The following is a 21,513-nucleotide window of genomic DNA, read 5'->3' as shown; positions in this document are numbered from 1 at the left end:
CGGCGTGCCCCTCTTTCTGTTCTTTCTGTCAACTGTTGTGAACAAACCCACGAATCCCACAAAGAGTCACGTCTCCCTGCAAGAGTGTGTCAAAGATCCATAATCAGACATTCCGGGAGTACGTCCGTGGCAGCTCTTGCCCGCTGGTGCGTCCGGCGCCGCCTCGTCACCGTCCTGCTCTGGCTGCTCGCCCTGGCCGGCGTCGCCGCCGCCGCGGTCGTCACCGGCAGCTCGTACTCCAACGACTACGAGGTGCCCGGCACCGAGTCGAGCCGCGCCTCGAAACTCCTCGCCGCCGGATTTCCCGGCCTCGGCGGCGACAGCGACACCGTGGTCTGGCACACCGCCTCCGGCTCGGTGCGGGCCGCCGCCGTCGAACAGACCATGACCGAGACGCTGCACACCATCGCCGCGCTGCCCGGCGTGGCCGCCGTGACCGGCCCCTACGACGATCCCGAGACCGACCGGATCAGCCCGGACTCGCACACCGCCTACGCCACCGTCGCCTTCGAGGCACCGGCCGGGGACATCGCCGAGGCCGACGCGCGGGCCGTCGCCGCCACCGCCCGGGCCGCCGCGACCGACGGACTCCAGGTCGAACTGGGCGGCAGCGCGGTCGCGGTGACCGAGGCGCCCGGCGGACACCTGGCCGAGGCCGTCGGGGTGGCCGTCGCCGCCGTCGTCCTGTTCCTCGCCTTCGGCTCGCTCGCCGCGGCCCTGCTGCCGATCGGCACCGCGCTGGTCTCCGTCGGCACCGCCTACGCCGGCATCACCCTGCTCGGCCACGTCATGACCGTCGCCGACTTCGCGCCGATGCTCGGCATGCTGATCGGGCTCGGCGTCGGCATCGACTACGCGCTGTTCCTGGTCACCCGGCACCGGCGCGGCCTCAAACGCGGCCTCGGCCCCGCCGAGGCCGCCGTGCACGCGGTACGCACCACCGGCCGCGCGGTCGTCTTCGCGGGCGCCACCGTCTGCATCGCCCTGCTCGGCATGCTGGTGCTGCGGCTGAGCTTCCTGGGCGGCGTGGCGGTGGCCGCCGCGCTGACCGTCGTCCTCACCGTCGCCGCCGCCGTCACCCTGCTGCCCGCCCTGCTCTGCTTCATCGGCCCCCGCGCGCTCAGCCGCCGCGAGCGCCGCCGGCTCGCCGAGCACGGCCCCGAGCCGGTGCTGCCGACCGGACTCGCCGCCCGCTGGTCCGCCTTCGTGGAACGCCACCCCAAGGCCCTCGGCGCCGCCGCCCTGCTCGTCGTCACCGTCCTCGCGCTGCCCACCCTCGGCCTGCGGCTGGGCACCTCGGACCAGGGCAACGACCCGAAGGGCAGCACCACCCGGGCCGCCTACGACCTGCTGGCCGCGGGCTTCGGACCCGGCGTCAACGGGCCGCTCACCCTGGTCACCGAGGTCGGCGGTGCCGAGGACCGGCTGGCCCTGGACAACCTCGACGCCACCCTGCGCGGCACCGAGGGCGTCGCCTCGGTGACGCCGGTGACCTTCGACTCCGGCGGCGACACCGCGTATCTGACCGTCGTACCCGACACGGCCCCGCAGTCGCGGCGGACCAGTGACCTGGTGGACCGGCTGCGCACCGAGGTGCTGCCGCGCGCCGAGCGGGGCACCGCGCTGGATGTGCGGGTCGGCGGGACGACGGCCGGGTACGACGACTTCGCCGACGTCATCGTCGGCAAACTGCCGCTCTTCGTCGGCGTCGTGGTGGGCCTCGGCTGTCTGCTGCTCCTGCTGGCCTTCCGGTCGGCCGGCATCCCGCTGAAGGCCGCCGCGATGAACATCGCCGCCGTCGCCGGATCGTTCGGCGTCGTCGGCGCCGTCTTCCAGTGGGGCTGGGGGAGCGAGGCGCTGGGCCTGGGCCGCGCGGGCCCGATCGAACCGTTCCTGCCCGTGATCATGGTCTCGGTGCTCTTCGGACTCTCCATGGACTACCAGGTCTTCCTGGTCAGCCGGATGTACGAGGAGTGGCTGGAGACCGGCGACAACCGGCGCGCGGTCCGGGTCGGCCTCGCCGAGACCAGCCGGGTGATCAACTCCGCGGCGGTCATCATGATCGCCGTCTTCCTCGCCTTCGTCCTCGCCGGCGACCGGGTCATCGCCATGTTCGGCATCGCGCTGGCCGCCGCCGTCGCGCTGGACGCCTTCGTACTGCGCACCCTGCTGGTGCCCGCGCTGATGCACCTGCTGGGCCGCGCCAACTGGTGGCTGCCCGGGTGGCTGGCGGCCCGGCTGCCCCGGATCAGCATCGAGCCGCCCGAGTGCCGTGCCGCGCATGAGAGGCTCACCGATGTAGTGAGCCAACTGCGTAAGGAGCAGGACCGGGATGTACGCGATACCGCTGGGTGACGACGGAGCCGAACTGCGTCCCCTGGAGCCCTGGCACGCCGAGGAGTTCCTGGCCCACCTGGACCGGGGACGGGAGTTCATCACCCGGCACATCCCGTTCGGCACCCAGGCCACCGACCTGGCCTCCGCGCGGGCGCTGCTCACCTCGTACGCCGACAAGCGCGCCGCCGACAGCGGCTTCCTGCACGGGCTGTGGCTGGACGGCAAGCTGGTCGGCGGACTCCTGTTCCGGGTCTTCGACGCCGCGGCCGGCCTGTGCGAGATCGGCTGCTGGCTGGAACCGGCCGGTACCGGCAAGGGACTCGTCACCCGCGGCGCCCGGGTGCTGATCGACTGGGCGGTCGACGAGCGCGGGATGCACCGGGTGGAGTGGCACGCCTCGTCCGCGAACCTGCCCAGTGTGAACGCCGCGCGGCGGCTCGGCATGACCCGCGAGGGCGTGCTCCGGGAGCACCACCCGTACCGTGGGGTGCGCCAGGACATGGAGATATGGGCCGTACTCGCGCCGGAATGGCGTGCGGCACGCGCGCGTACCTCTCACAACGATCATTAAGGGACCTCTCAGAGAGCGTCCGTACGGTGCGAGACATGGGAACCAAGACAGTGGACGAGACCGGCGCCGCGACGAAGGCGGACGAGCACGAGGAGAACGCCACCGACGCCCCCGAGGCCAAGGAGGAATCGCAGGTCACGGACGAATCGCAGGTGACGGAGGGTGATGCGGCCGAGGACGCTGCGGACGCCTCGGACGCCGAGGATGCCGAGGACGCCGACGTCGTCCAGGAGGACGGCCCCTCCGGGGTCGGGCAGGGCGCCGGCGCCGTGGTCTCCGCCGGGCTCGGCATCGTGTCGCTGACCGGCAGCTGGGTCGGCACCGTGGCCTCCGCCCGCCAGGCGGTCCTCGGCCAGCTGGCGACGACCTCGTCCTCGGACGTCCAGACCATGCTGGAGAAGGGGTACGGCGACGCCTGGCAGGCCACCGCGCTCTGGGGCGGCGTCTTCGCGCTCGTCGCGCTGATCGTCGGCGTGGTCGTGCTGGCCCGGCCCGCGTTCGGCGCGCCCGGCAGGCCGCAGCCGGCGTGGATCAAGTCGGTCTCCTGGGCGGGCGTCGCCCTGGGCGTCATCGGCCTGCTCCTGGCCGTGCTCAAGTACACCGACGTCCTGCTGGCGGTGCCGTCCGCGGGCTGACGGCGACCGAGCCTTCTGAGGGGCCTCAAGGACGACCACGCGCGTCCTTAAGGCCCCTCAGACGTGTCTGAGGCCCCGCGCCGGCCGCCAGGATGCGCAATCCGCCCGATGCGGGCCGGCCCCCTGCGGAGCGAGGGTTGGGGAGTCGCGATGGACCACCACCGCCGACACCGACGCTCTCACCGGGGGAAGTGCCATGTTCCAGTACGGCAGCCATTACGGAGCCCATTACGACGGTCTCCACGGCGCCCATTACGGGGTCCATTACGACGGCCTTCACGACGTCCATCAGTACCGGCACGCCGACCTGGTCCGCCGCGCCGCGCACACGCGGCTGGTCCGCGCGGCGCTGCGGGCCCGGCGCGCCGAGCGGCTGGCGGCGCGGCGGAGTGCCGCCGGGGCCGGGAGCGACCCCGGCCGGTTCCGCCGGCACCGGTTCGCCAGGGCGGCGTGAGGGCCGGCCGTGAAATCCGGTGCCGCGGTGTCAGACCCGCGTGCGATGCTCGGCGGTGTGGAGAACAGGTCCGTCAGTCCCGTGTTCGTCGGCCGCGCCGCCGAGTTGGCCGTGCTCGGCGACGCGCTCACCCGGGCGAGCGCCGGGAAGGACATGGGGAAGGACACCGGGACCGCCGCCGGAGGCGAGCCGCAGGCGCTGCTGCTCGGCGGTGAGGCCGGGGTCGGCAAGACCCGGCTGGTCGAGGAGTTCGCCGCCGGCGCCCGGCGCCGGGGCGCCGTCGTCGCCGTCGGCGGCTGTGTCGAGATCGGCGCCGACGGGCTGCCGTTCGCGCCGTTCTCGGCCGCCCTGCGCGCCCTGCGCCGCGCCCTGCCCGCCGACATGGCCGAGGCCGCCGCCGGCCAGGAGGAGGAACTCGCCCGGCTGCTGCCCGAACTGGCCGAGCAGCCGGCCGCCGCCCGCTTCGCCCGGCCCGACGAGGAGAGCACCGCCCGCCTCTTCGAGCTGACCGCCCGCTTCCTGGAGCGGATCGCCGCCCGTCAGCCCGTCGTCCTGGTCCTGGAGGACCTGCACTGGGCCGACGCCTCCACCCGCCATCTGCTCGCCTACCTGCTGCGCACCCTGCGCCGCGGCCGCCTGGTCGTGCTGGCCACCTACCGCTCCGACGACATCCACCGCCGCCACCCTCTTCGCCCCCTGCTCGCCGAGCTGGACCGGCTGCGCACGGTGCGCCGCGTCGACCTGGCCCGCTTCACCCGCGCCGAGGTGGCCCGGCAGATCGCCGGCATCCTCGCCGACGAACCCGACCTGCGCCGGGTCGACGACATCTACGAACGTTCCGACGGCAACGCCTTCTTCGTCGAGGAACTCGCCGTCGCCGCCCGCGAGGGCTGCTGCGACGGCCTCACCGACTCGCTGCGCGACCTGCTCCTGGTCCGGGTCGAGGCGCTGCCCGACTGCGCCCAGCGGGTGGCCCGGATCGTCGCCGAGGGCGGCTCCACCGTCGAGCACCGGCTGCTCGCCGCCGTCGCCCGGCTCACCGAGGACGATCTCGACGGGGCGCTGCGGGCCGCCGTCAACGCCAACCTCTTGCGGCCCGCCCCGGACGGCGACGGCTACCGCTTCCGGCACTCCCTGGTCCGCGAGGCGGTCTCCGACGACCTGCTGCCCGGCGAGCGGGCCCGGCTCAACCGCCGCTACGCCGAGGCGCTGGAAGCCGACCCGACGCTGGTCCCCGCCGACCAGCGGGTGACCCGGCTGGCCAGTTACTGGTACCGCGCGCACGTCCCGGCCAAGGCCCTGCCCGCCGTTCTGGACGCCTCCGTCGAGGCCGGCCACCGGCACGCGTACGCCGAGCAACTGCGGCTCCTGGAGCGGGCGATGGAGCTGTGGGACCAGGCCCCCGAGGAGGTCCGGGCGGACCCGTGCCCGCTGACCGGCCCGGAGACCCGCCGAGCCTACGGCTGCGATCCCGACGTCACGGCGCTGACCTTCCTGGACGTGATGGCCGAGGCCGCCGTCGCCGGCTGGCTGAGCGGGGAGCGGGAGCGCGCCCTGAAGATCACCAAGCGGGCGCTGAGCCTGCTGGAGGAGGAGCCGGACCCGCTGCGCGCCGCCTGGTTCTGGACCCAGCGCTCCGTCCTGATCCAGGCCCAGGGCCGCGGCGACGGCTGGCACGAGCTGGGCATCGCCCAGGACCTGGTGCGCGGTCTGCCGCCGTCCGAGGTGCACGCCGAGGTGCTGTCCATGGCGGCCAACTGGTCGATGCTGCGCGACCCCGGCCCGGCCGCGGTCACCGCCGCCGAGCGGGCCGTCGAGTACGCCCGGATGGTCGGCGCCGCCGACATCGAGCTGAACGCCCGGCTCACCCTGGGCGGCCTGATGGTCGACGCGGGCCGGACCGAGGCCGGGCTCGCCCAGATGCGCGAGGTCCAGGAGCGGGCGACCGCGGGCGGCCGGTCCGCCGTGGCGGCCCGCAGCCACATCAACCTCCCCTCCCACCTGGAAGGCATCGGCCGCTCCCGGGAGGCGGTCGCCCTGCTGCGCCGAGGGGTCGAACTCACCCGTGCGGCGGGCCTGCTGGAGTCCGAGGCATGGGTGTGGGGCAACCTCGCCGAGTCACTGATCTCCCTGGGCGACTGGGACGAGGCGGTACAGGCCGCCACCCGGGCCCGCACGGTCACCCTGGCCCCCAAGCCGCGCGGCAGCGCCCTGCTGCACCTCGCCGCCGTCGGCCTGGCCCGCGGGGACACGGCCGGCGCCGCCCGGCTGCTCGCCGAGGCCCGCGCCACCTTCGGCGCCCACGACCCGGTACCGCAGAACACCGTGCCGCTGGCCACCCTGACCGTGGGGATCGCCGCCGCCGAGGCCCGCGCCGCGCTGTTCCGCGCCCTGGACGCCGGTTTCCCGCCCGGCACCCAGCGGTACGCCTGGCCGCTGCTGGCCGCCGCCGTCCGCGCGCTGCCCGCCGCCGAGGAGGGCCGCGCCGAGGTACTCGCCCGCCTGCGCCCGGCCGCCAGATCGCTCACCACCGGCGCCCCCGTCTGGCACGCCCACGCGGAGTGGGTCCGCGCGGAACTCGACCGCGCCGAGGGCCGCGACGCCCCGGCGGTCTGGACCGACGCGGTCACCGCCTTCGAGGCCCTGGAGCGCCCCTACGACCTGGCCCGGGTCCGGCACCGGCTGGCCGAGGCCCTGCTCACCGCCGGCGGCGACGACGAACGGCACCGGGCCACCGAGCTGCTGCGCCTCGCCGGTGCCGCCGCCGACCACCTGGCCGCCCGCCCGCTCGCCGACGCGGTGGCCCGGCTCGCCCAGCGCGCCCGGCTCGGCCTCGGCCACCCCGGCGAGCCCGCCGACCCGGCCGGCCGGCTCGGCCTGACCGCCAGGGAGCGCGACGTGCTGCGGCTGGTCGCCGACGGCCGCAGCAACCGCCAGATAGCGGAGAAACTCTTCATCTCCCCGAAGACCGCCAGCGTGCACGTCTCCAACATCCTGGCCAAACTCGGCGTCTCCGGCCGCGGCGAGGCCGCCGCCCTGGCCCACCGGCTGGGGCTGTTCCCGCCCCTCTCCCCGCCCCTCTCCCCGCCCGTCTCCCAGTCCGTCCCGCTCGCCTCGGGCACGGCGGGCTGAGACGTACGCTGGAGGACACGGCCGAGGAGGTCATGTGTTCAACGCTTTCGAGGATCTGTTCGCACCCGGTCGCAAACACACCCGGGACGAGCAGAACCGGCTGGAGCTGACCCGGGAGGACGTCGGCGACGGCGATCCCGGGCACGGCCCGATAGACCTCACGTCGGGAAAGGTCGTGGTACGGCGGCCGGAGCCGCCGGAGGCCGGACCCGACGAGGAGTGAGCGGCGGGCCGCTCAGGTCACCGCCAGCTCCAGGATCCGGTCGTCGCCCTGCCCGGGGTCGCCCCGGCCGTCGGTGTTGCTGGTCACCAGCCACAGCTTGCCGTCGCCCGCCGCGACGACCGTGCGCAGCCGGCCGTACTCGCCCTTGAGGAAGGACTGCGGATCGGCCGCCGCCTTGGTGCCGTCCAGCGGCACGCGCCACAGCCGCTCGCCCTTCAGCCCCGCCATCCACACCGACCCGGCGGCGTAGGCGATGCCGCTCGGGGAGGCGTCGTCGGTACCCCACTGGGCGACCGGGTCCAGATAGGCGTCGTCGTCGGAGCGGCCCTCCGCCCTCGGCCACCCGTAGTTGCCGCCCGGCGTGATCGCGTTCAGCTCGTCCCAGGTGTCCTGGCCGAACTCGGCGGCGAACAGGCGCTGTTTCCCGTCCCAGGCCAGGCCCTGCACATTGCGGTGGCCGTAGGAGTAGACCGGGGAGCCGGCGAACGGGTTCCCGGGCGCGGGCTCGCCCTCCGGGGTCAGCCGCAGGATCTTGCCGCCCAGCGACGCCTTGTCCTGGGCCAGCCCGGTGTCGCCGCTCTCGCCCGTACCGACGTACAGCAGCTTGTCCGGGCCGAAGGCGATCCGGCCGCCGTTGTGGATGAAGCCCTTGGGGATGCCCCTGAACACCGTGTCCGGGGCGCCCAACTGCTCACCGGCCGGTTTGCCGGCGTCGTAGAGCATGCGGACGATCCGGTTGTCGGAGGCGGAGGTGTAGTAGGCGTAGACCATCCGGTCCGCGGCGTAGTCGGGCGACAGCGCGATGCCGAGCAGCCCGCCCTCCCCGGCCGGCGACACTCCGGACACCTCGCCGAGCACGGTCTTCTCGCCGGTGTCCGGATCGACCCGGGTGATCGTACGGTCGTCCCGGGAGGACACCAGCAGGCCGCCGTCGGGCAGCGGGGCCAGGCCCCAGGGGCTGTCCAGGCCGGTGGCGACGGTACGGGTCACCTCGACCGAGCCCTTCGCGGGGGGCGTCGGCTCGGCGGGCGATGATTGCCCGGACGTAGGGGAGGCAGGGGACGTACCGGTGGGGGAGGCGCTCCGGTTCCAGCCGTCCCCTCCGTCTCCGCCCCCGCCCCCGTCGTCGGAGGAGCAGCCGGCCGTCAGCAGCAGCGCGGCGGCGGCCAACATGGCCGGCACGGCTCGACGTCGCACGATCACGGTCCCTTCGACGCGGTGGTTCTCCCTGTCATACACCGCTCGTGCTCTTCACGTTCCCGATCGCCCCGATCCCGAACCGGTGCCGGCGCCGGTGCTGGGCCCGAAACGTCAGTCCCAGGAGCCCACCGCCCCCGGCAGCGCCGCCACCTCCGTCAAGTCCTCCGGCGTCAGCCGCAGCGCCGCCGCGGCGGCGTTCTCCGTCACCCAGCGCTCCCGCTTGGCGCCCGGCACCGGGATCACCTGCCCGCCCTGCGCCAGCACCCAGGCCAGCGCCACCTGGGCGGGCGTCACGCCGGCGCCGTGCCGGGCGGCGACCCGGCGCAGACCGGCCACGATCGGCTGGTTCGCGGCCATCATCTCGGCGGTGAAGCGGGGATGCCGCGCCCGCAGGTCGTCCGGTTCGAAGCCCTCGCCGGGCGTCAGCGTGCCGGTGAGGAAACCGTTCCCCAGCGGCATCGCGGCCAGGAACCCCACCCCGCGCGCCGCGCACCACGGCAGCAGCGCCTCCAGCGCCTGGGGCGACCACACCGACAGCTCGGCCTCCACCGCGCTCACCGGGAACACCTGCTGCACCCGCTCCAGTTGCCGGATCGTCGCGTCGTGCAGCCGCGCCCCCGCCCGCCGCGACGAACGGGCGCCCACCGCGCACAGCCCGAGCGCCCGCACCTTCCCGGCCCGGACCAGCTCCGCCATCGCGCCCCAGGTCTCCTCCACCGGGATCTCGGGATCGGCCCGGTGCAACTGGTAGAGGTCGATCACGTCGGTCTGGAGGCGGCGCAGCGACGCGTCGCAGGCCCGCTTCACATACCCGGGGCGGCCGTTGGCCACGATGTGCTGGTCGCCGACGAGCAGCCCGGCCTTCGTCGACACGAAGGCGTCCGGCCGCCGCTCCTTCAACACCCGCCCCAGCAGCAGCTCGTTGGTGAACGGGCCGTACATGTCGGCGGTGTCCAGCAGACAGGAGCCCAGGTCCAGCGCCCGGTGCACGGCCCTGAGCGACTCGTCGCCGCGCTGCCGGGAGGTGCTGTACGCCCAGCTCATCGGCATGCACCCGAGTCCGACGGCGCCCACCGCGAGTGCCGCCGCGCCGATCGTCCTGCGCTCCACGTGGTCGTGACCCTCCCTCTTGTGGCCACCCCAACCTAACCTCTGCCGGTCAAGGCCCCTGACATAGCCTCCTGGCATGACTGCTGAAGTGTGGCTGCCCATCCCGCCGGACCGGATCGACGGGCTCCCCGCGGGGCCCAGGTACCTGTTCTGGGACGGCGGCGACGACGGTGACCAGGACTTCCCCGGCGACCCCGCGCACTGTGCCTTCTACGTCGTGCCCTACATGAAGCCGCACCCGGTGCGGGTCAGGCCGCTGGAGCATCTGCGCCACGTCCAGGTCGTCCAGACGCTCACCGCCGGTGTCGACGACGTCATGGCCAAGGTGTCCGCGATCCCGCCCGGCGTCCGGCTCTGCAACGCCCGCGGCGTGCACGAGGCCAGCACCGCCGAACTCGCCCTGACCCTGACCCTCGCCTCGCTGCGCGGCGTCCCCGGCTTCGTCCGCGCCCAGGACCAGGGGGAGTGGCGCGGCGGATTCCGGCCCGCGCTCGCCGACAAGAACGTGCTCGTCGTCGGGTACGGCGCGATCGGCGCGGCGATAGAGGACCGGCTCGTGCCCTTCGAGGTCGCGCGGGTGGTGCGCGTCGCGCGCTCCGCCCGCACCACGGAGCGCGGCCCCGTGCACCCACTCGCCGAACTGCCCGCCCTGCTCCCCGAGGCGGACGTCGTCATCCTGTCCACGCCGCTCACCGAGGACACCCGGCACCTGGTGAACGCCGGTTTCCTGGCCCGGATGAAGGACGGCGCCCTGCTGGTCAACGTGGCCCGCGGCCCCGTGGTCGACACCGAGGCGCTGCTCGCCGAGCTGGAGACCGGCCGGCTCACCGCCGCCCTCGACGTCACCGACCCCGAGCCGCTGCCGCCGGGGCACCCGTTGTGGCAGGCGCCGGGCGTGCTGATCAGCCCGCACGTCGGCGGTCCCACGTCCGCCTTCCTGCCGCGCGCCAAGCGGCTGCTGGCCGACCAGCTGACCCGTTTCGTGAACCAGGAGCCGCTGCGCAACGTGATCCTGACGACGGGAGCTCCCGGCGCGTGACGCGGGGCACCGAGTGTCACCGGCGCGTATTTCACGCCGTATTGGCGCGCACGGCGCGCGCGTAGCGACAACGGCGCACTCCGCTTCGGGCACCCTCTGCGTTCCTTCGGGAGCGGTGGGTACCCGCATATCCCCTGGTCGTCACGGAGCGTAGAGAACCTATGTCCCTGAGTGACGAGACTGGTGTATCGTCCCGACGAGGGGTTGCGCCGCGCACCGTTCGGCGCCGGGGACGGACATGGAGACTGCGAGGGGGGCGACGGGCGATGCACGGCCTATGGACCAACGATCCGACGCGGCGGAGCCGCTGCCGACGGCCCTGGTGCACGGCGGCGCGCAGACGCGGTCGGCACGGCCACCACGGCGGCCGGCACGGTCATCACCAGCACCACAGTCATCATCACCACAGCCACCACAGCCACCACAGCCACCACAGTCAGCACAGGCACCACAGTCAGCACAGGCAGAGCCAGCACAGCCACCATCAGCGCGGGCCCGGCGGCCGTCGCGGGCCGGCCGGCCCGGCGCGGACCGGGAGGCCCCGGTGATGTCGCCACCGTCTCCCGCCCCCGTCCTGGACGGAGCGCCCCGGGCGCACCCCGGCCCGGCTCCGCGGCCCGCCCGGCCGCCGGCCCGTGACGGCGGGTCCAGGCTGGCCGGCCAACTGCTCCTCGCGCTGGTCTGCGCGGCCTACGCGATCGGCTCCGCGCTCGGCTGGGGCTCGCACCGGCTCGCCCTGTTCATGGGCGACTTCGGGCTGGGCGCCGCGGCCGCCGTCGCGGCCGTCTCCTGCTTCCTGCACGCCCGCGGCCGCCACGTCCGGTTCCGGCCGGCCTGGCTGCTGTTCGCCCTCTCCTCGGCGATGGCCTGCGCGGGCAACGCGGTCTGGGGATGGTACGAGGTCGTCCTGCAACGGCCGGTGCCCAGCCCCAGCTACGCGGACCTGTTCTTCCTGTGCTTCGCGCCGCCCGCCATCGTCGGCCTGCTGGTGTTCGCCAAACGGCCGGTGACCAAGGCCGGCTGGGTCTGCCTGGGCCTGGACGCCTGGCTGATCGGCGGCTCGCTGCTGACCCTGGCCTGGAGCCTGGCGCTGGCCCAGGCCACCGAGGCCGACGGGTCCAGCGTGGCGCACACCGCGCTGTCGCTGGCGTACCCGCTGCTCGACATCGCCCTGGTCAGCATCGTGCTCGCGCTGCACTTCCGGCGCTCCCCGGTGTACCGGTCCGCGGTCAACACCGCGATCGGCGCGCTGGCGCTGACGGTGATGTGCGACGCCCTGTTCACCTCGCCGCTGCTGCACAACGACTACCGCTCCGGGCAACTGCTCGACGCCGGCTGGTTCGCCGGTTCGCTGCTGCTGGCGTACGCCCCCTGGGCCGCCGCGCGGCCCGGCCAGCGGCGGACCGCCGAAGGAGACGAGGCGGCCGCCGGACCCGGCGGGGCGGACGATCCCGACGGGCACACCCGCGTGGTGCACGAGCACGTCCCCGGCCAGCGCGTCACCGCCCGCCGGCCGGTGCCCGCCCCCGCCGGCGAGCCCAGCCGCTATCCGCCGGCCGCCCGGCCCATCGCCGGGTCGCTGGCCGCCCTGACGCCCTACCTGGCCGCCGCCGTCTGCACGCTGAGCATCCTGTACAACGTGCTGAACGGCCACAGCGTCGACCGCGTCGTCCTGCTGACCGGGGGCACGGTCGTCCTGGCGCTGGTGGTGCGCCAGGGCATCATGCTGCTCGACAACATCACCCTCACCCAGGAACTGGCCCAGAAGGAGAACCACTTCCGCTCCCTGGTGCAGGGCTCCAGCGACGTCATCATGATCGCCGCGCCCAACGGCGTGCTGCGCTACGTCTCCCCGGCCGCCGCCGGGGTCTACGGCCGCCCCGCCGAGGAACTCGTCGGCGGGGAGCTGGCCGACCTGATCCACCCGGAGGACCTGGGCTGCGTGGTGCACGAGGTGCGCCGCTTCCTCGCCGCCAGCCCGGCCGAGGAGCCCACCACCCGCATCGAGTGCCGCTTCCGCTCCGGCGGCGGTGACGGACGCGACGGCGGCTGGCTCAACGTCGAGTCCACCGTCAACCGGCACCACGGCGGCCTGATCTTCAACAGCCGGGACGTCACCGAGCGGGTCCGCCTCCAGGCCCAGCTCCAGCACAACGCCGAACACGACCCGCTCACCGACCTGCCCAACCGGGCCCTGTTCACCAAGCGCGTCCAGCAGGCGCTGTCCGGCCGCCGCGCCTCCGACCGGGGCGCCGCGCTGCGCGGCACCGCGGTCCTCTTCATCGACCTCGACGGCTTCAAGGCCGTCAACGACACGATCGGGCACCAGGCCGGGGACGAACTGCTCGTCCAGGCCGCCCGCAGACTCCAGGAGGCGGTCCGCCACGGCGACACCGCCTCCCGGCTGGGCGGCGACGAGTTCGCGGCCCTCATCGTCGCAGACGGCGGCACCCGGGACCGGGCCGCCCGTGAGGGACACATCCTGGAGCTCGCCGACCGCCTCAGGCTGACCCTCTCCCAGCCCTACCTCATCGACGGCAACGACGTCCGGGTCAACGCCTCCATCGGCGTCGCCTTCGCCGAACCCGGCCTCGGCGCCGGCGAGCTGCTGCGCAACGCCGACCTGGCGATGTACCGCGCCAAGGCGGCCGGCAAGGGCCGCGTCGAGCTGTACAAGCCGCAGATGCAGCAGGACGTGGTCCGCAAGGCCGAGCTGGCCGGGCGGCTGCGGGCCGCGCTGCACGACGGCGAGTTCGCGCTGCTGCACCAGCCGGTGGTGTCCCTGGCCGACGGCCGGATCGTGTCGGTCAGCGCCCAGCCGCGCTGGCGCTCCTCGCAGGGCGTCCTGTTCACCCCCGCCGAGTTCCTCCGGGTGGCCGACGAGGGCGACAGGACCGCCGAGCTCGACCGCTGGATGCTCCAGGAGGCGGTCGAGCAGGCCGCCGAACGCGCGGCGGCCGGCGTCGGCGCGCCGGTGGCCGTCCGGATCGGCGCCCGCCGGCTGCTGGACCGCTCGATGCCGCTGGGCTCGGTGGAGGCCCTGCTGACCCGCTACGGGCTGCCGTCCGGCGCCCTGGTGATCGAGCTGTCCGACACCGACCCCCGGGTCCCGGTGGACGAGCTGGAGCGCCGGCTGAACGCGCTCAGGCGGGCGGGCGTACGCATCGCGCTGGACGGCTTCGGCAGCGGCCACGCGGCCATCACGGCCCTGCGCCGGCTCCCGGTCGACATCCTGAAACTCGACCGGAGCCTGGTGGAGGGCGTAGTCGAGTCCGCCCGGCTGCACAAGATCACCCGGGGCATGCTGCGGATCGCCGCCGACCTCGGGCTGAAGTCCGTGGCCGACGGCGTGGACCTGCCCGAGCAGGTGGTCGCGCTGCGCGCGATGGGCTGCACGCATGGACAGGGCATGGCGTTCTCCGGGCCGCTGGACGAGCACCGGCTGCGCCGGGCCCTGGCCACCGGCCGCTATCCGGTGCCGCACGGACCGGCCGAGCCGGTCTTCGCGGGCGGCCCCGGCGGCTGTCCGACCGGCGCCACGAGCACGCTCACGGGAGGGGTCAACGGGACCGTCGGCACCGGTCTCACCAGCCAAGTCTCCGGCGGCGTTGCGGCCGTTCTCGGGGGCGGCACGGCCCTGCGCTCACATAATGAGACTCCCGTCCCACCCACTTGACAGTGGGTGTGTGCCGGGGGGAGGGTCAGTTCCATGCGCACCCGAATTCTCGTACTTGGTCAGCGCGTCGGCTGAAGCTGGTGACGTCCGGACGACCCGGAACTCCCAGCGACCCACACCCGGCGCGCTCCCCTCGCTTGCCTTTTGGCACGAGGGGTTTTTTGTTGCACAGGCACCTGCCGCACACCGTACAAATGTCGTCAAACCCTCAGCAGTGAATCCCTCAGCATCGAGAAGAGAATGCCGATGACCGAGCAGGCCACCGGGGCCCCTCACCCGCAGCCGCGGCCCCGATCCGGCGGACAGCCCGCCCCCGAGCACGTCACGGGCGCGCAGTCCCTCATCCGCTCCCTCGAGGAGGTCGGGGCCGACACGGTATTCGGCATTCCCGGTGGCTGCATCCTCCCGGCCTACGACCCGCTGATGGACTCCACCCGCGTCCGGCACGTCCTGGTCCGCCACGAGCAGGGCGCGGGCCACGCCGCCGAGGGCTACGCGCTGGCCACCGGCAAGGTCGGCGTCTGCATGGCCACCTCGGGCCCCGGCGCGACCAACCTCGTCACGCCGATCGCCGACGCGCACATGGACTCGGTGCCGCTGGTCGCCATCACCGGCCAGGTCGCCTCCAAGGCGATCGGCACGGACGCCTTCCAGGAGGCGGACATCGTCGGCATCACCATGCCGATCACCAAGCACAACTGGCTGGTCACCGACGCCGACGACATCCCGCGGGTGATCGCCGAAGCCTTCCACGTCGCCTCCACCGGCCGCCCCGGCCCGGTCCTGGTCGACATCGCCAAGGACGCCCTCCAGGCGAAGACCACGTTCTCCTGGCCGCCGGTGATGGACCTGCCCGGCTACCGCCCGGTGACCAAGCCGCACGCCAAGCAGATCCGCGAGGCCGCCAAGCTGGTCACCGCCGCCAAGCGGCCGGTCCTCTACGTCGGCGGCGGCGTCCTCAAGGCCGGCGCCACCGCCGAGCTGAAGGTGCTGGCCGAGCTGACCGGCGCGCCCGTCACCACCACCCTGATGGCGCTGGGCGCGTTCCCCGACACCCACCCGCAGCACCTGGGCATGCCGGGCATGCACGGCTCGGTCGCCGCCGTCACCGCGCTCCAGAAGGCCGACCTGATCGTCGCCCTCGGCGCCCGCTTCGACGACCGCGTCACCGGCAAGCTGGACAGCTTCGCCCCGCACGCCAAGATCGTGCACGCCGACATCGACCCGGCCGAGATCGGCAAGAACCGGGCCGCCGACGTGCCGATCGTCGGCGACGCCCGCGAGGTCATCGCCGACCTGGTGCAGGCCGTGCAGAAGGAGCACAGCGAGGGCCAGCGCGGCGAGGCCGGCGCGTCGAGGTATGCAGCGTGGTGGAAGGACCTGAACCGCTGGCGCGAGACCTACCCCCTCGGCTACGACCAGCCCGAGGACGGCTCGCTCTCCCCGCAGGCGGTCATCGAGCGCATCGGCCGGCTCGCCCCCGAGGACACGATCTTCACCGCGGGCGTCGGCCAGCACCAGATGTGGGCCGCGCACTTCGTCCAGTACGAACAGCCCGGCACCTGGCTGAACTCCGGCGGCGCCGGGACCATGGGCTACGCCGTCCCGGCCGCCATGGGCGCCAAGGCCGGCGCGCCCGACCGGACCGTCTGGGCGATCGACGGCGACGGCTGCTTCCAGATGACCAATCAGGAACTGACCACCTGCGCCCTGAACAACATCCCGATCAAGGTCGCCATCATCAACAACGGCGCCCTCGGCATGGTCCGCCAGTGGCAGACGCTGTTCTACAACCAGCGCTACTCCAACACCGTGCTGCACTCCGGCCCGGACGACGTCAACCCGGCGGCCCGCGGCACCCGGGTCCCCGACTTCGTCAAGCTGGCCGAGGCGATGGGCTGCTACGCCATCCGCTGCGAGGACCCGGCCGACCTGGACAAGGCCATCGAAGAGGCGAACTCCATCAACGACCGCCCGGTCGTCGTGGACTTCATCGTGCACGAGGACGCGATGGTCTGGCCGATGGTCGCGGCCGGCACCTCCAACGACACGATCATGGCCGCCCGGGACGTCCGCCCCGACTTCGGCGACCACGAAGACGACTGAGCGAGAGAGACCGAAGAGACCATGTCCAAGCACACGCTCTCCGTCCTGGTGGAGAACACCCCCGGCATCCTCGCCCGGATCGCCGCCCTGTTCTCCCGCCGCGGCTTCAACATCGACTCCCTCGCCGTCGGCGTCACCGAACACCCCGACATCTCCCGCATCACCATCGTGGTGGGAGTGGAGGACCTGCCACTCGAACAGGTCACCAAGCAGCTCAACAAGCTGGTCAACGTGCTCAAGATCGTCGAGCTGGAGCCGGCCCAGGCCGTGCAGCGCGAACTCGTCCTGGTGAAGGTGCGCGCCGACAACGAGACGCGCTCCCAGATCGTCGAGATCGTCCAGCTGTTCCGCGCCAAGACCGTCGACGTCTCCCCGGACGCCGTCACCATCGAGGCGACCGGCAGCGGCGAGAAGCTGTCCGCCATGCTCAGGATGCTGGAACCGTACGGCATCAAGGAGCTGGTCCAGTCCGGCACGATCGCCATCGGCCGCGGCGCCCGTTCGATCACGGACCGCTCGCTGCGCGCCCTCGACCGGTCGGCCTGACCCCCCTCGGGACCCGGGCGGCCGCCCGTATCCCGAGACCCCGAACCTTCCCTTCCGCTCACCGGCATACGGTGGGACGCGACACCTGCACACAAGGAGAGAACCCAAAGTGGCCGAGCTGTTCTACGACGCCGACGCCGACCTGTCCATCATCCAGGGCCGCAAGGTCGCGGTCATCGGATACGGCAGCCAGGGCCACGCCCACGCCCTGTCGCTCCGTGACTCCGGCGTCGACGTGCGCGTCGGTCTGCACGAGGGCTCCAAGTCCAAGGCGAAGGCCGAGGAGCAGGGCCTGCGCGTGGTGAGCCCCGCCGAGGCCGCCGCCGAGGCCGACGTCATCATGATCCTGGTCCCGGACCCGATCCAGGCCGAGGTCTACGAGAAGGACATCAAGGACAACCTGAAGGACGGCGACGCGCTGTTCTTCGGCCACGGCCTGAACATCCGCTACGGCTTCATCAAGCCGCCGGCCGGCGTGGACGTCTGCATGGTCGCCCCCAAGGGCCCCGGCCACCTGGTGCGCCGCCAGTACGAGGAAGGCCGCGGCGTGCCCTGCATCGCCGCCGTCGAGCAGGACGCCACCGGCAACGGCTTCGAGCTGGCCCTGTCGTACGCGAAGGGCATCGGCGGCACCCGGGCCGGCGTCATCAAGACGACCTTCACCGAGGAGACCGAGACCGACCTCTTCGGCGAGCAGGCCGTGCTCTGCGGTGGCACCGCGGCGCTGGTCAAGGCGGGCTTCGAGACCCTGACCGAGGCCGGCTACCAGCCGGAGATCGCCTACTTCGAGTGCCTGCACGAGCTGAAGCTGATCGTGGACCTCATGTACGAGGGCGGCCTGGAGAAGATGCGCTGGTCGATCTCCGAGACCGCCGAGTGGGGCGACTACGTCAGCGGCCCGCGGATCATCAACGAGGGCACCAAGGCCGAGATGAAGAAGATCCTCGGCGAGATCCAGGACGGCACCTTCGCCAAGAACTGGATGGACGAGTACCACGGCGGTCTGAAGAAGTACAACGAGTACAAGAAGCAGGACAGCGAGCACCTGCTGGAGACCACCGGCAAGGAGCTGCGCAAGCTCATGAGCTGGGTCGACGAGGAGGCGTAAGCCTCGTCCAACGGGGCCGGAGCCGAGTGCTCCGGCCCCGTTGTCCAACCCGTCCAGCCCCGGACGGGTGATCCTTCCGCAGCGGCGCAAGACGCCACTCCGGGCGCCACTACACTGCTGCACTACATACGCGTCAGGCCCACAACGTCGTGCGTCTTCCACGCGGTAGCCAACCTCCACCGCATGCGGCCGTCGGGACGGCCGTCCGCATTGGACTTGTGAGGACTCACGTGAGCTCGAAACCTGTCGTACTCATCGCTGAAGAGCTGTCGCCCGCGACCGTCGACGCGCTCGGTCCGGACTTCGAGATCCGGCACTGCAACGGCGCGGACCGCGCCGAACTGCTGCCCGCCATCGCCGACGTGGACGCGATCCTGGTCCGCTCCGCCACCAAGGTCGACGCCGAGGCCATCGCCGCCGCCGGCAGGCTGAAGGTCGTCGCCCGCGCCGGGGTCGGTCTGGACAACGTGGACGTCTCCGCCGCCACCAAGGCCGGCGTGATGGTCGTCAACGCCCCGACCTCCAACATCGTCACCGCCGCCGAGCTGGCCTGCGGCCTGATCGTCGCCACCGCCCGCAACATCCCGCAGGCCAACGCGGCGCTGAAGAACGGCGAGTGGAAGCGCAGCAAGTACACCGGTGTCGAGCTGGCCGAGAAGACCCTCGGGGTCGTCGGCCTCGGCCGCATCGGCGCGCTGGTCGCCCAGCGGATGTCCGCGTTCGGCATGAAGGTCGTCGCCTACGACCCCTACGTGCAGCCCGCGCGCGCCGCCCAGATGGGCGTCAAGGTCCTGTCGCTGGACGAGCTGCTCGAGGTCTCCGACTTCATCACCGTCCACCTGCCCAAGACCCCCGAGACCCTCGGCCTGATCGGCGACGAGGCGCTGCGCAAGGTCAAGCCGAGCGTGCGCATCGTCAACGCCGCGCGCGGCGGCATCGTCGACGAGGAGGCGCTGTACTCGGCGCTCAAGGAGGGCCGGGTGGCCGGCGCCGGCCTCGACGTGTACGCGAAGGAGCCCTGCACGGACTCCCCGCTGTTCGAGTTCGACCAGGTCGTCGCCACCCCGCACCTCGGCGCCTCCACCGACGAGGCGCAGGAGAAGGCCGGCATCGCGGTCGCCAAGTCGGTCCGGCTCGCCCTCGCCGGTGAGCTGGTCCCGGACGCGGTCAACGTCCAGGGCGGCGTCATCGCCGAGGACGTCAAGCCGGGCCTGCCGCTCGCCGAGCACCTCGGCCGCATCTTCACCGCACTGGCCGGCGAGGTCGCCGTCCGCCTCGACGTCGAGGTCTACGGCGAGATCACCCAGCACGATGTGAAGGTGCTGGAGCTGTCCGCGCTCAAGGGTGTCTTCGAGGACGTCGTCGAGGAGACCGTCTCCTACGTCAACGCCCCGCTGTTCGCCCAGGAGCGCGGCGTCGAGGTCCGGCTGACGACCAGCTCGGAGTCGCCGGAGCACCGCAACGTGGTGACGGTGCGCGGCACCCTCGCCAGCGGCGAGGAGGTGTCGGTCTCCGGCACGCTGGCCGGCCCCAAGCACCTCCAGAAGGTGGTCGCCGTCGGCGAGTACGACGTGGACCTCGCGCTCGCCGACCACATGGTCGTGCTGCGCTACGAGGACCGTCCCGGCGTCGTCGGCACGGTCGGCCGCATCCTCGGCGAGGCGGGCATCAACATCGCCGGCATGCAGGTCGCCCGCGCGACGGTCGGCGGCGAGGCGCTCGCCGTCCTGACCGTGGACGACACCGTGGGCGCCGCGGTGCTCGGTGAGGTCGCGGCGGAGATCGGCGCGACGTCCGCCCGATCGGTCAACCTCGTCTGAGGTGACGGACCTCAAACGCCGGACGGGCTGAACTCCGCGGCCTGTCCGGCGTTTTCCCGTATCCGGATGCCCTTCAGCGCCCGTGCCGCCGGAACCGCCGCCGCCAGCAGCAGCACCGCCCCCGTCACCGCCGCGCCCCGCATCCCGCTGGTGAACGCCTCCCGCGCCGCCGTCGCCAGGGCCTCTCCCGCGGGCCCCGGCAACCCCTTGGCCACCGCCAGCGCGCCGCCCAGCGTCTCCCGGGCCGCGTCCGGCGCCGAAGCCGGCATTTGGTGGTGGTACACCGCCGTACCGATCGACCCGAAGACCGCCATGCTCAGCGCGCCGCCGAACTCGGTGCCGGTCTCCATCAGCGACGATGCCGAACCCGCCCGCTCCACCGGGGCGGCGCTCAGCGCCAGGTCGGTCAGCTGGGACATCACCGCGACGATGCCGCCGGCCAGCACCCCGCAGGCGGCCAGCACCAGCCACAGCGAGTCGGTGTCCGCGCCGGCCAGCAGCGCGTAACCGCAGGCCGCGACCGCGAAGCCGCCCGCCACGACGTGCGCCCGCGGCACCCCCCGCCGCACCAGCCCCATGGCGAGCGGCGCGGCGAAGCCGATCAGCACCGAGGGCAGCAGCGCCCACAGGGCCGCTGCCAGCGCGCTCTTGTCCAGCACCGACTGGATGTACTGGGTGGTGAAGTAGGTCGAGCCCATCATTCCGGCGGCCGACACCAGGTTGAGGGCGACGGCCGGGGTGAAGCCGCGGATCCGGAACAGGGCGGGGGAGATCATCGGGTGGGCCGCCGTGCGCTGCCGGTGCACGAACAGCGCGGCGAAGAGCAGGCCGACGGTCACCGACATCACGTACCGCACGTGCCAGCCCTCGGTCGGTATCTCCTTGAGGCCGTAGACGACCGGCAGGACGGCGGCCATCGACAGCGGCACGCTCAGCAGGTCGAAGCGGCCGGGCGCCGGGTTCCTCGACTCCGGGAGCAGGACCGGGCCGAGGAGCAGCAGCAGGGCCATCGCGGGCAGGTTGACCAGGAAGACCGAGCCCCACCAGAAGTACTCGACGAGTACTCCGCTCAGTACCGAGCCGAGCGCGATGCCGGCCGTCATCACGCCCGACCACAGGCCGATCGCCTTCGCCCGCTGACCCGGGTCGGTGAACATCGTGCGGACCAGCGCCATCGTCGACGGCATCAGCGTCGCGCCGCCGATACCGAGCACCGCGCGGGCCGCGATCAGCGTCTCGGCGCTGTGCGCGTAGGCGGCCACCAGGGAGGCCGCGCCGAACGCGGCGGCGCCGGTCAGCAGCAGCCGGCGGCGGCCGATCCGGTCGCCCACCGCGCCCATCGTCATCAGCAGGCCGGCCAGTACGAAGCCGTAGATGTCGAAGATCCACAGCTGCTGGGGGCCGGTCGGTTCGAGGTCGGCGCTGATGGCCGGGATGGCGAAGTAGAGGACCGACACGTCCATCGAGACCAGCAGCAGCGGCAGCATCAGCACACCGAGCGCGGTCCATTCACGCCGTCCGGCGCGGGGTGGGTTCGTCGTCATGGCGGAGACTGT

General features: G+C 73.0%; 15 protein-coding genes. 12 read left to right on the top strand and 3 right to left on the bottom strand.

Going from position 1 to position 21,513, the window contains the following annotated elements:
* Positions 1 to 126: 126 nt before the first annotated feature.
* The 6 genes from ACTT8P_RS09760 (at position 127) to ACTT8P_RS09735 (ending at position 7,352) form a co-directional block, all read left to right on the top strand.
* On the top strand, positions 127 to 2,355 hold the full coding sequence (locus ACTT8P_RS09760) for an MMPL family transporter (RefSeq protein WP_442831149.1): 2,229 nt from the start codon (positions 127 to 129) through the stop codon (positions 2,353 to 2,355).
* Entirely contained in the window at positions 2,333 to 2,908 is a 576-nt protein-coding gene (locus tag ACTT8P_RS09755; RefSeq protein ID WP_442831148.1) for a GNAT family N-acetyltransferase, read from the top strand. The genes ACTT8P_RS09760 and ACTT8P_RS09755 overlap by 23 nt, the downstream gene beginning before the upstream one ends.
* Positions 2,909 to 2,943: 35 nt before the next feature.
* Complete coding sequence (locus tag ACTT8P_RS09750; RefSeq protein ID WP_442831147.1) at positions 2,944 to 3,543, top strand: hypothetical protein; 600 nt, start codon at positions 2,944 to 2,946, stop codon at positions 3,541 to 3,543.
* A 196-nt stretch (positions 3,544 to 3,739) separates the two neighbouring features.
* Entirely contained in the window at positions 3,740 to 3,997 is a 258-nt protein-coding gene (locus ACTT8P_RS09745; protein WP_442831146.1) for a hypothetical protein, read from the top strand.
* A gap of 45 nt (positions 3,998 to 4,042) precedes the next feature.
* Positions 4,043 to 7,129 carry a helix-turn-helix transcriptional regulator gene (locus ACTT8P_RS09740; RefSeq protein WP_442831186.1) on the top strand — a complete coding sequence of 1,029 codons (3,087 nt, stop codon included), beginning with the start codon at positions 4,043 to 4,045 and terminating at the stop codon, positions 7,127 to 7,129.
* Between the two features lie 34 nt (positions 7,130 to 7,163).
* Entirely contained in the window at positions 7,164 to 7,352 is a 189-nt protein-coding gene (locus ACTT8P_RS09735; protein WP_442831145.1) for a DUF6191 domain-containing protein, read from the top strand.
* Between the two features lie 12 nt (positions 7,353 to 7,364).
* Here ACTT8P_RS09735 and ACTT8P_RS09730 read toward each other — a convergent pair whose 3' ends face one another.
* The gene (locus ACTT8P_RS09730) at positions 7,365 to 8,555 is read right to left on the bottom strand and encodes a PQQ-dependent sugar dehydrogenase (protein WP_442831144.1); all 1,191 of its coding nucleotides are present in this window, start codon (positions 8,553 to 8,555) and stop codon (positions 7,365 to 7,367) included.
* A 108-nt stretch (positions 8,556 to 8,663) separates the two neighbouring features.
* Positions 8,664 to 9,662 (bottom strand): aldo/keto reductase, encoded by a 999-nt coding sequence (locus tag ACTT8P_RS09725; protein WP_442831143.1) that lies wholly within the window; start codon positions 9,660 to 9,662, stop codon positions 8,664 to 8,666.
* A 76-nt stretch (positions 9,663 to 9,738) separates the two neighbouring features.
* Here ACTT8P_RS09725 and ACTT8P_RS09720 point away from each other — a divergent pair, with 76 nt between their 5' ends.
* The 6 genes from ACTT8P_RS09720 (at position 9,739) to serA (ending at position 19,957) form a co-directional block, all read left to right on the top strand.
* A complete protein-coding gene (locus tag ACTT8P_RS09720) occupies positions 9,739 to 10,701 on the top strand; it encodes a 2-hydroxyacid dehydrogenase (protein ID WP_442831142.1) in 963 nt (320 codons plus the stop codon).
* A 544-nt stretch (positions 10,702 to 11,245) separates the two neighbouring features.
* Complete coding sequence (locus tag ACTT8P_RS09715; RefSeq protein WP_442831141.1) at positions 11,246 to 14,377, top strand: putative bifunctional diguanylate cyclase/phosphodiesterase; 3,132 nt, start codon at positions 11,246 to 11,248, stop codon at positions 14,375 to 14,377.
* Between the two features lie 240 nt (positions 14,378 to 14,617).
* A complete protein-coding gene (locus ACTT8P_RS09710) occupies positions 14,618 to 16,483 on the top strand; it encodes an acetolactate synthase large subunit (protein ID WP_442831140.1) in 1,866 nt (621 codons plus the stop codon).
* 21 nt (positions 16,484 to 16,504) lie between these two features.
* On the top strand, positions 16,505 to 17,029 hold the full coding sequence (ilvN, locus tag ACTT8P_RS09705) for an acetolactate synthase small subunit (RefSeq protein WP_189419818.1): 525 nt from the start codon (positions 16,505 to 16,507) through the stop codon (positions 17,027 to 17,029).
* A gap of 109 nt (positions 17,030 to 17,138) precedes the next feature.
* Positions 17,139 to 18,137 carry a ketol-acid reductoisomerase gene (ilvC, locus tag ACTT8P_RS09700; RefSeq protein WP_442831139.1) on the top strand — a complete coding sequence of 333 codons (999 nt, stop codon included), beginning with the start codon at positions 17,139 to 17,141 and terminating at the stop codon, positions 18,135 to 18,137.
* A 230-nt stretch (positions 18,138 to 18,367) separates the two neighbouring features.
* Positions 18,368 to 19,957, top strand: a complete 1,590-nt coding sequence (gene serA, locus ACTT8P_RS09695) for a phosphoglycerate dehydrogenase (protein WP_442831138.1) — start codon at positions 18,368 to 18,370, stop codon at positions 19,955 to 19,957.
* A gap of 11 nt (positions 19,958 to 19,968) precedes the next feature.
* On the opposite strand, the gene ACTT8P_RS09690 is transcribed toward serA, so the two are convergent.
* A complete protein-coding gene (locus tag ACTT8P_RS09690; RefSeq protein ID WP_442831137.1) occupies positions 19,969 to 21,501 on the bottom strand; it encodes an MFS transporter in 1,533 nt (510 codons plus the stop codon).
* Positions 21,502 to 21,513: the final 12 nt, after the last annotated feature.

Source organism: Streptomyces sp. JW3, from assembly GCF_052216785.1.
In the GTDB taxonomy this organism is placed as follows: domain Bacteria; phylum Actinomycetota; class Actinomycetes; order Streptomycetales; family Streptomycetaceae; genus Streptomyces.
This window is presented reverse-complemented; position numbering and strand designations above follow the sequence as displayed.

What these genes read in the sequence shown, in the direction of transcription:
- ACTT8P_RS09755 (WP_442831148.1), top strand. Translation starts at nt 2,333, where the DNA reads ATGTACGCGATACCGCTGGGTGACGACGGAGCCGAACTGCGTCCCCTG.
- ACTT8P_RS09750 (WP_442831147.1), top strand. Translation starts at nt 2,944, where the DNA reads ATGGGAACCAAGACAGTGGACGAGACCGGCGCCGCGACGAAGGCGGAC.
- ACTT8P_RS09745 (WP_442831146.1), top strand. Translation starts at nt 3,740, where the DNA reads ATGTTCCAGTACGGCAGCCATTACGGAGCCCATTACGACGGTCTCCAC.
- ACTT8P_RS09740 (WP_442831186.1), top strand. Translation starts at nt 4,043, where the DNA reads ATGCTCGGCGGTGTGGAGAACAGGTCCGTCAGTCCCGTGTTCGTCGGC.
- ACTT8P_RS09720 (WP_442831142.1), top strand. Translation starts at nt 9,739, where the DNA reads ATGACTGCTGAAGTGTGGCTGCCCATCCCGCCGGACCGGATCGACGGG.
- ACTT8P_RS09710 (WP_442831140.1), top strand. Translation starts at nt 14,618, where the DNA reads ATGCCGATGACCGAGCAGGCCACCGGGGCCCCTCACCCGCAGCCGCGG.
- ilvN (WP_189419818.1), top strand. Translation starts at nt 16,505, where the DNA reads ATGTCCAAGCACACGCTCTCCGTCCTGGTGGAGAACACCCCCGGCATC.
- ACTT8P_RS09690 (WP_442831137.1), bottom strand. Translation starts at nt 21,501, where the DNA reads ATGACGACGAACCCACCCCGCGCCGGACGGCGTGAATGGACCGCGCTC.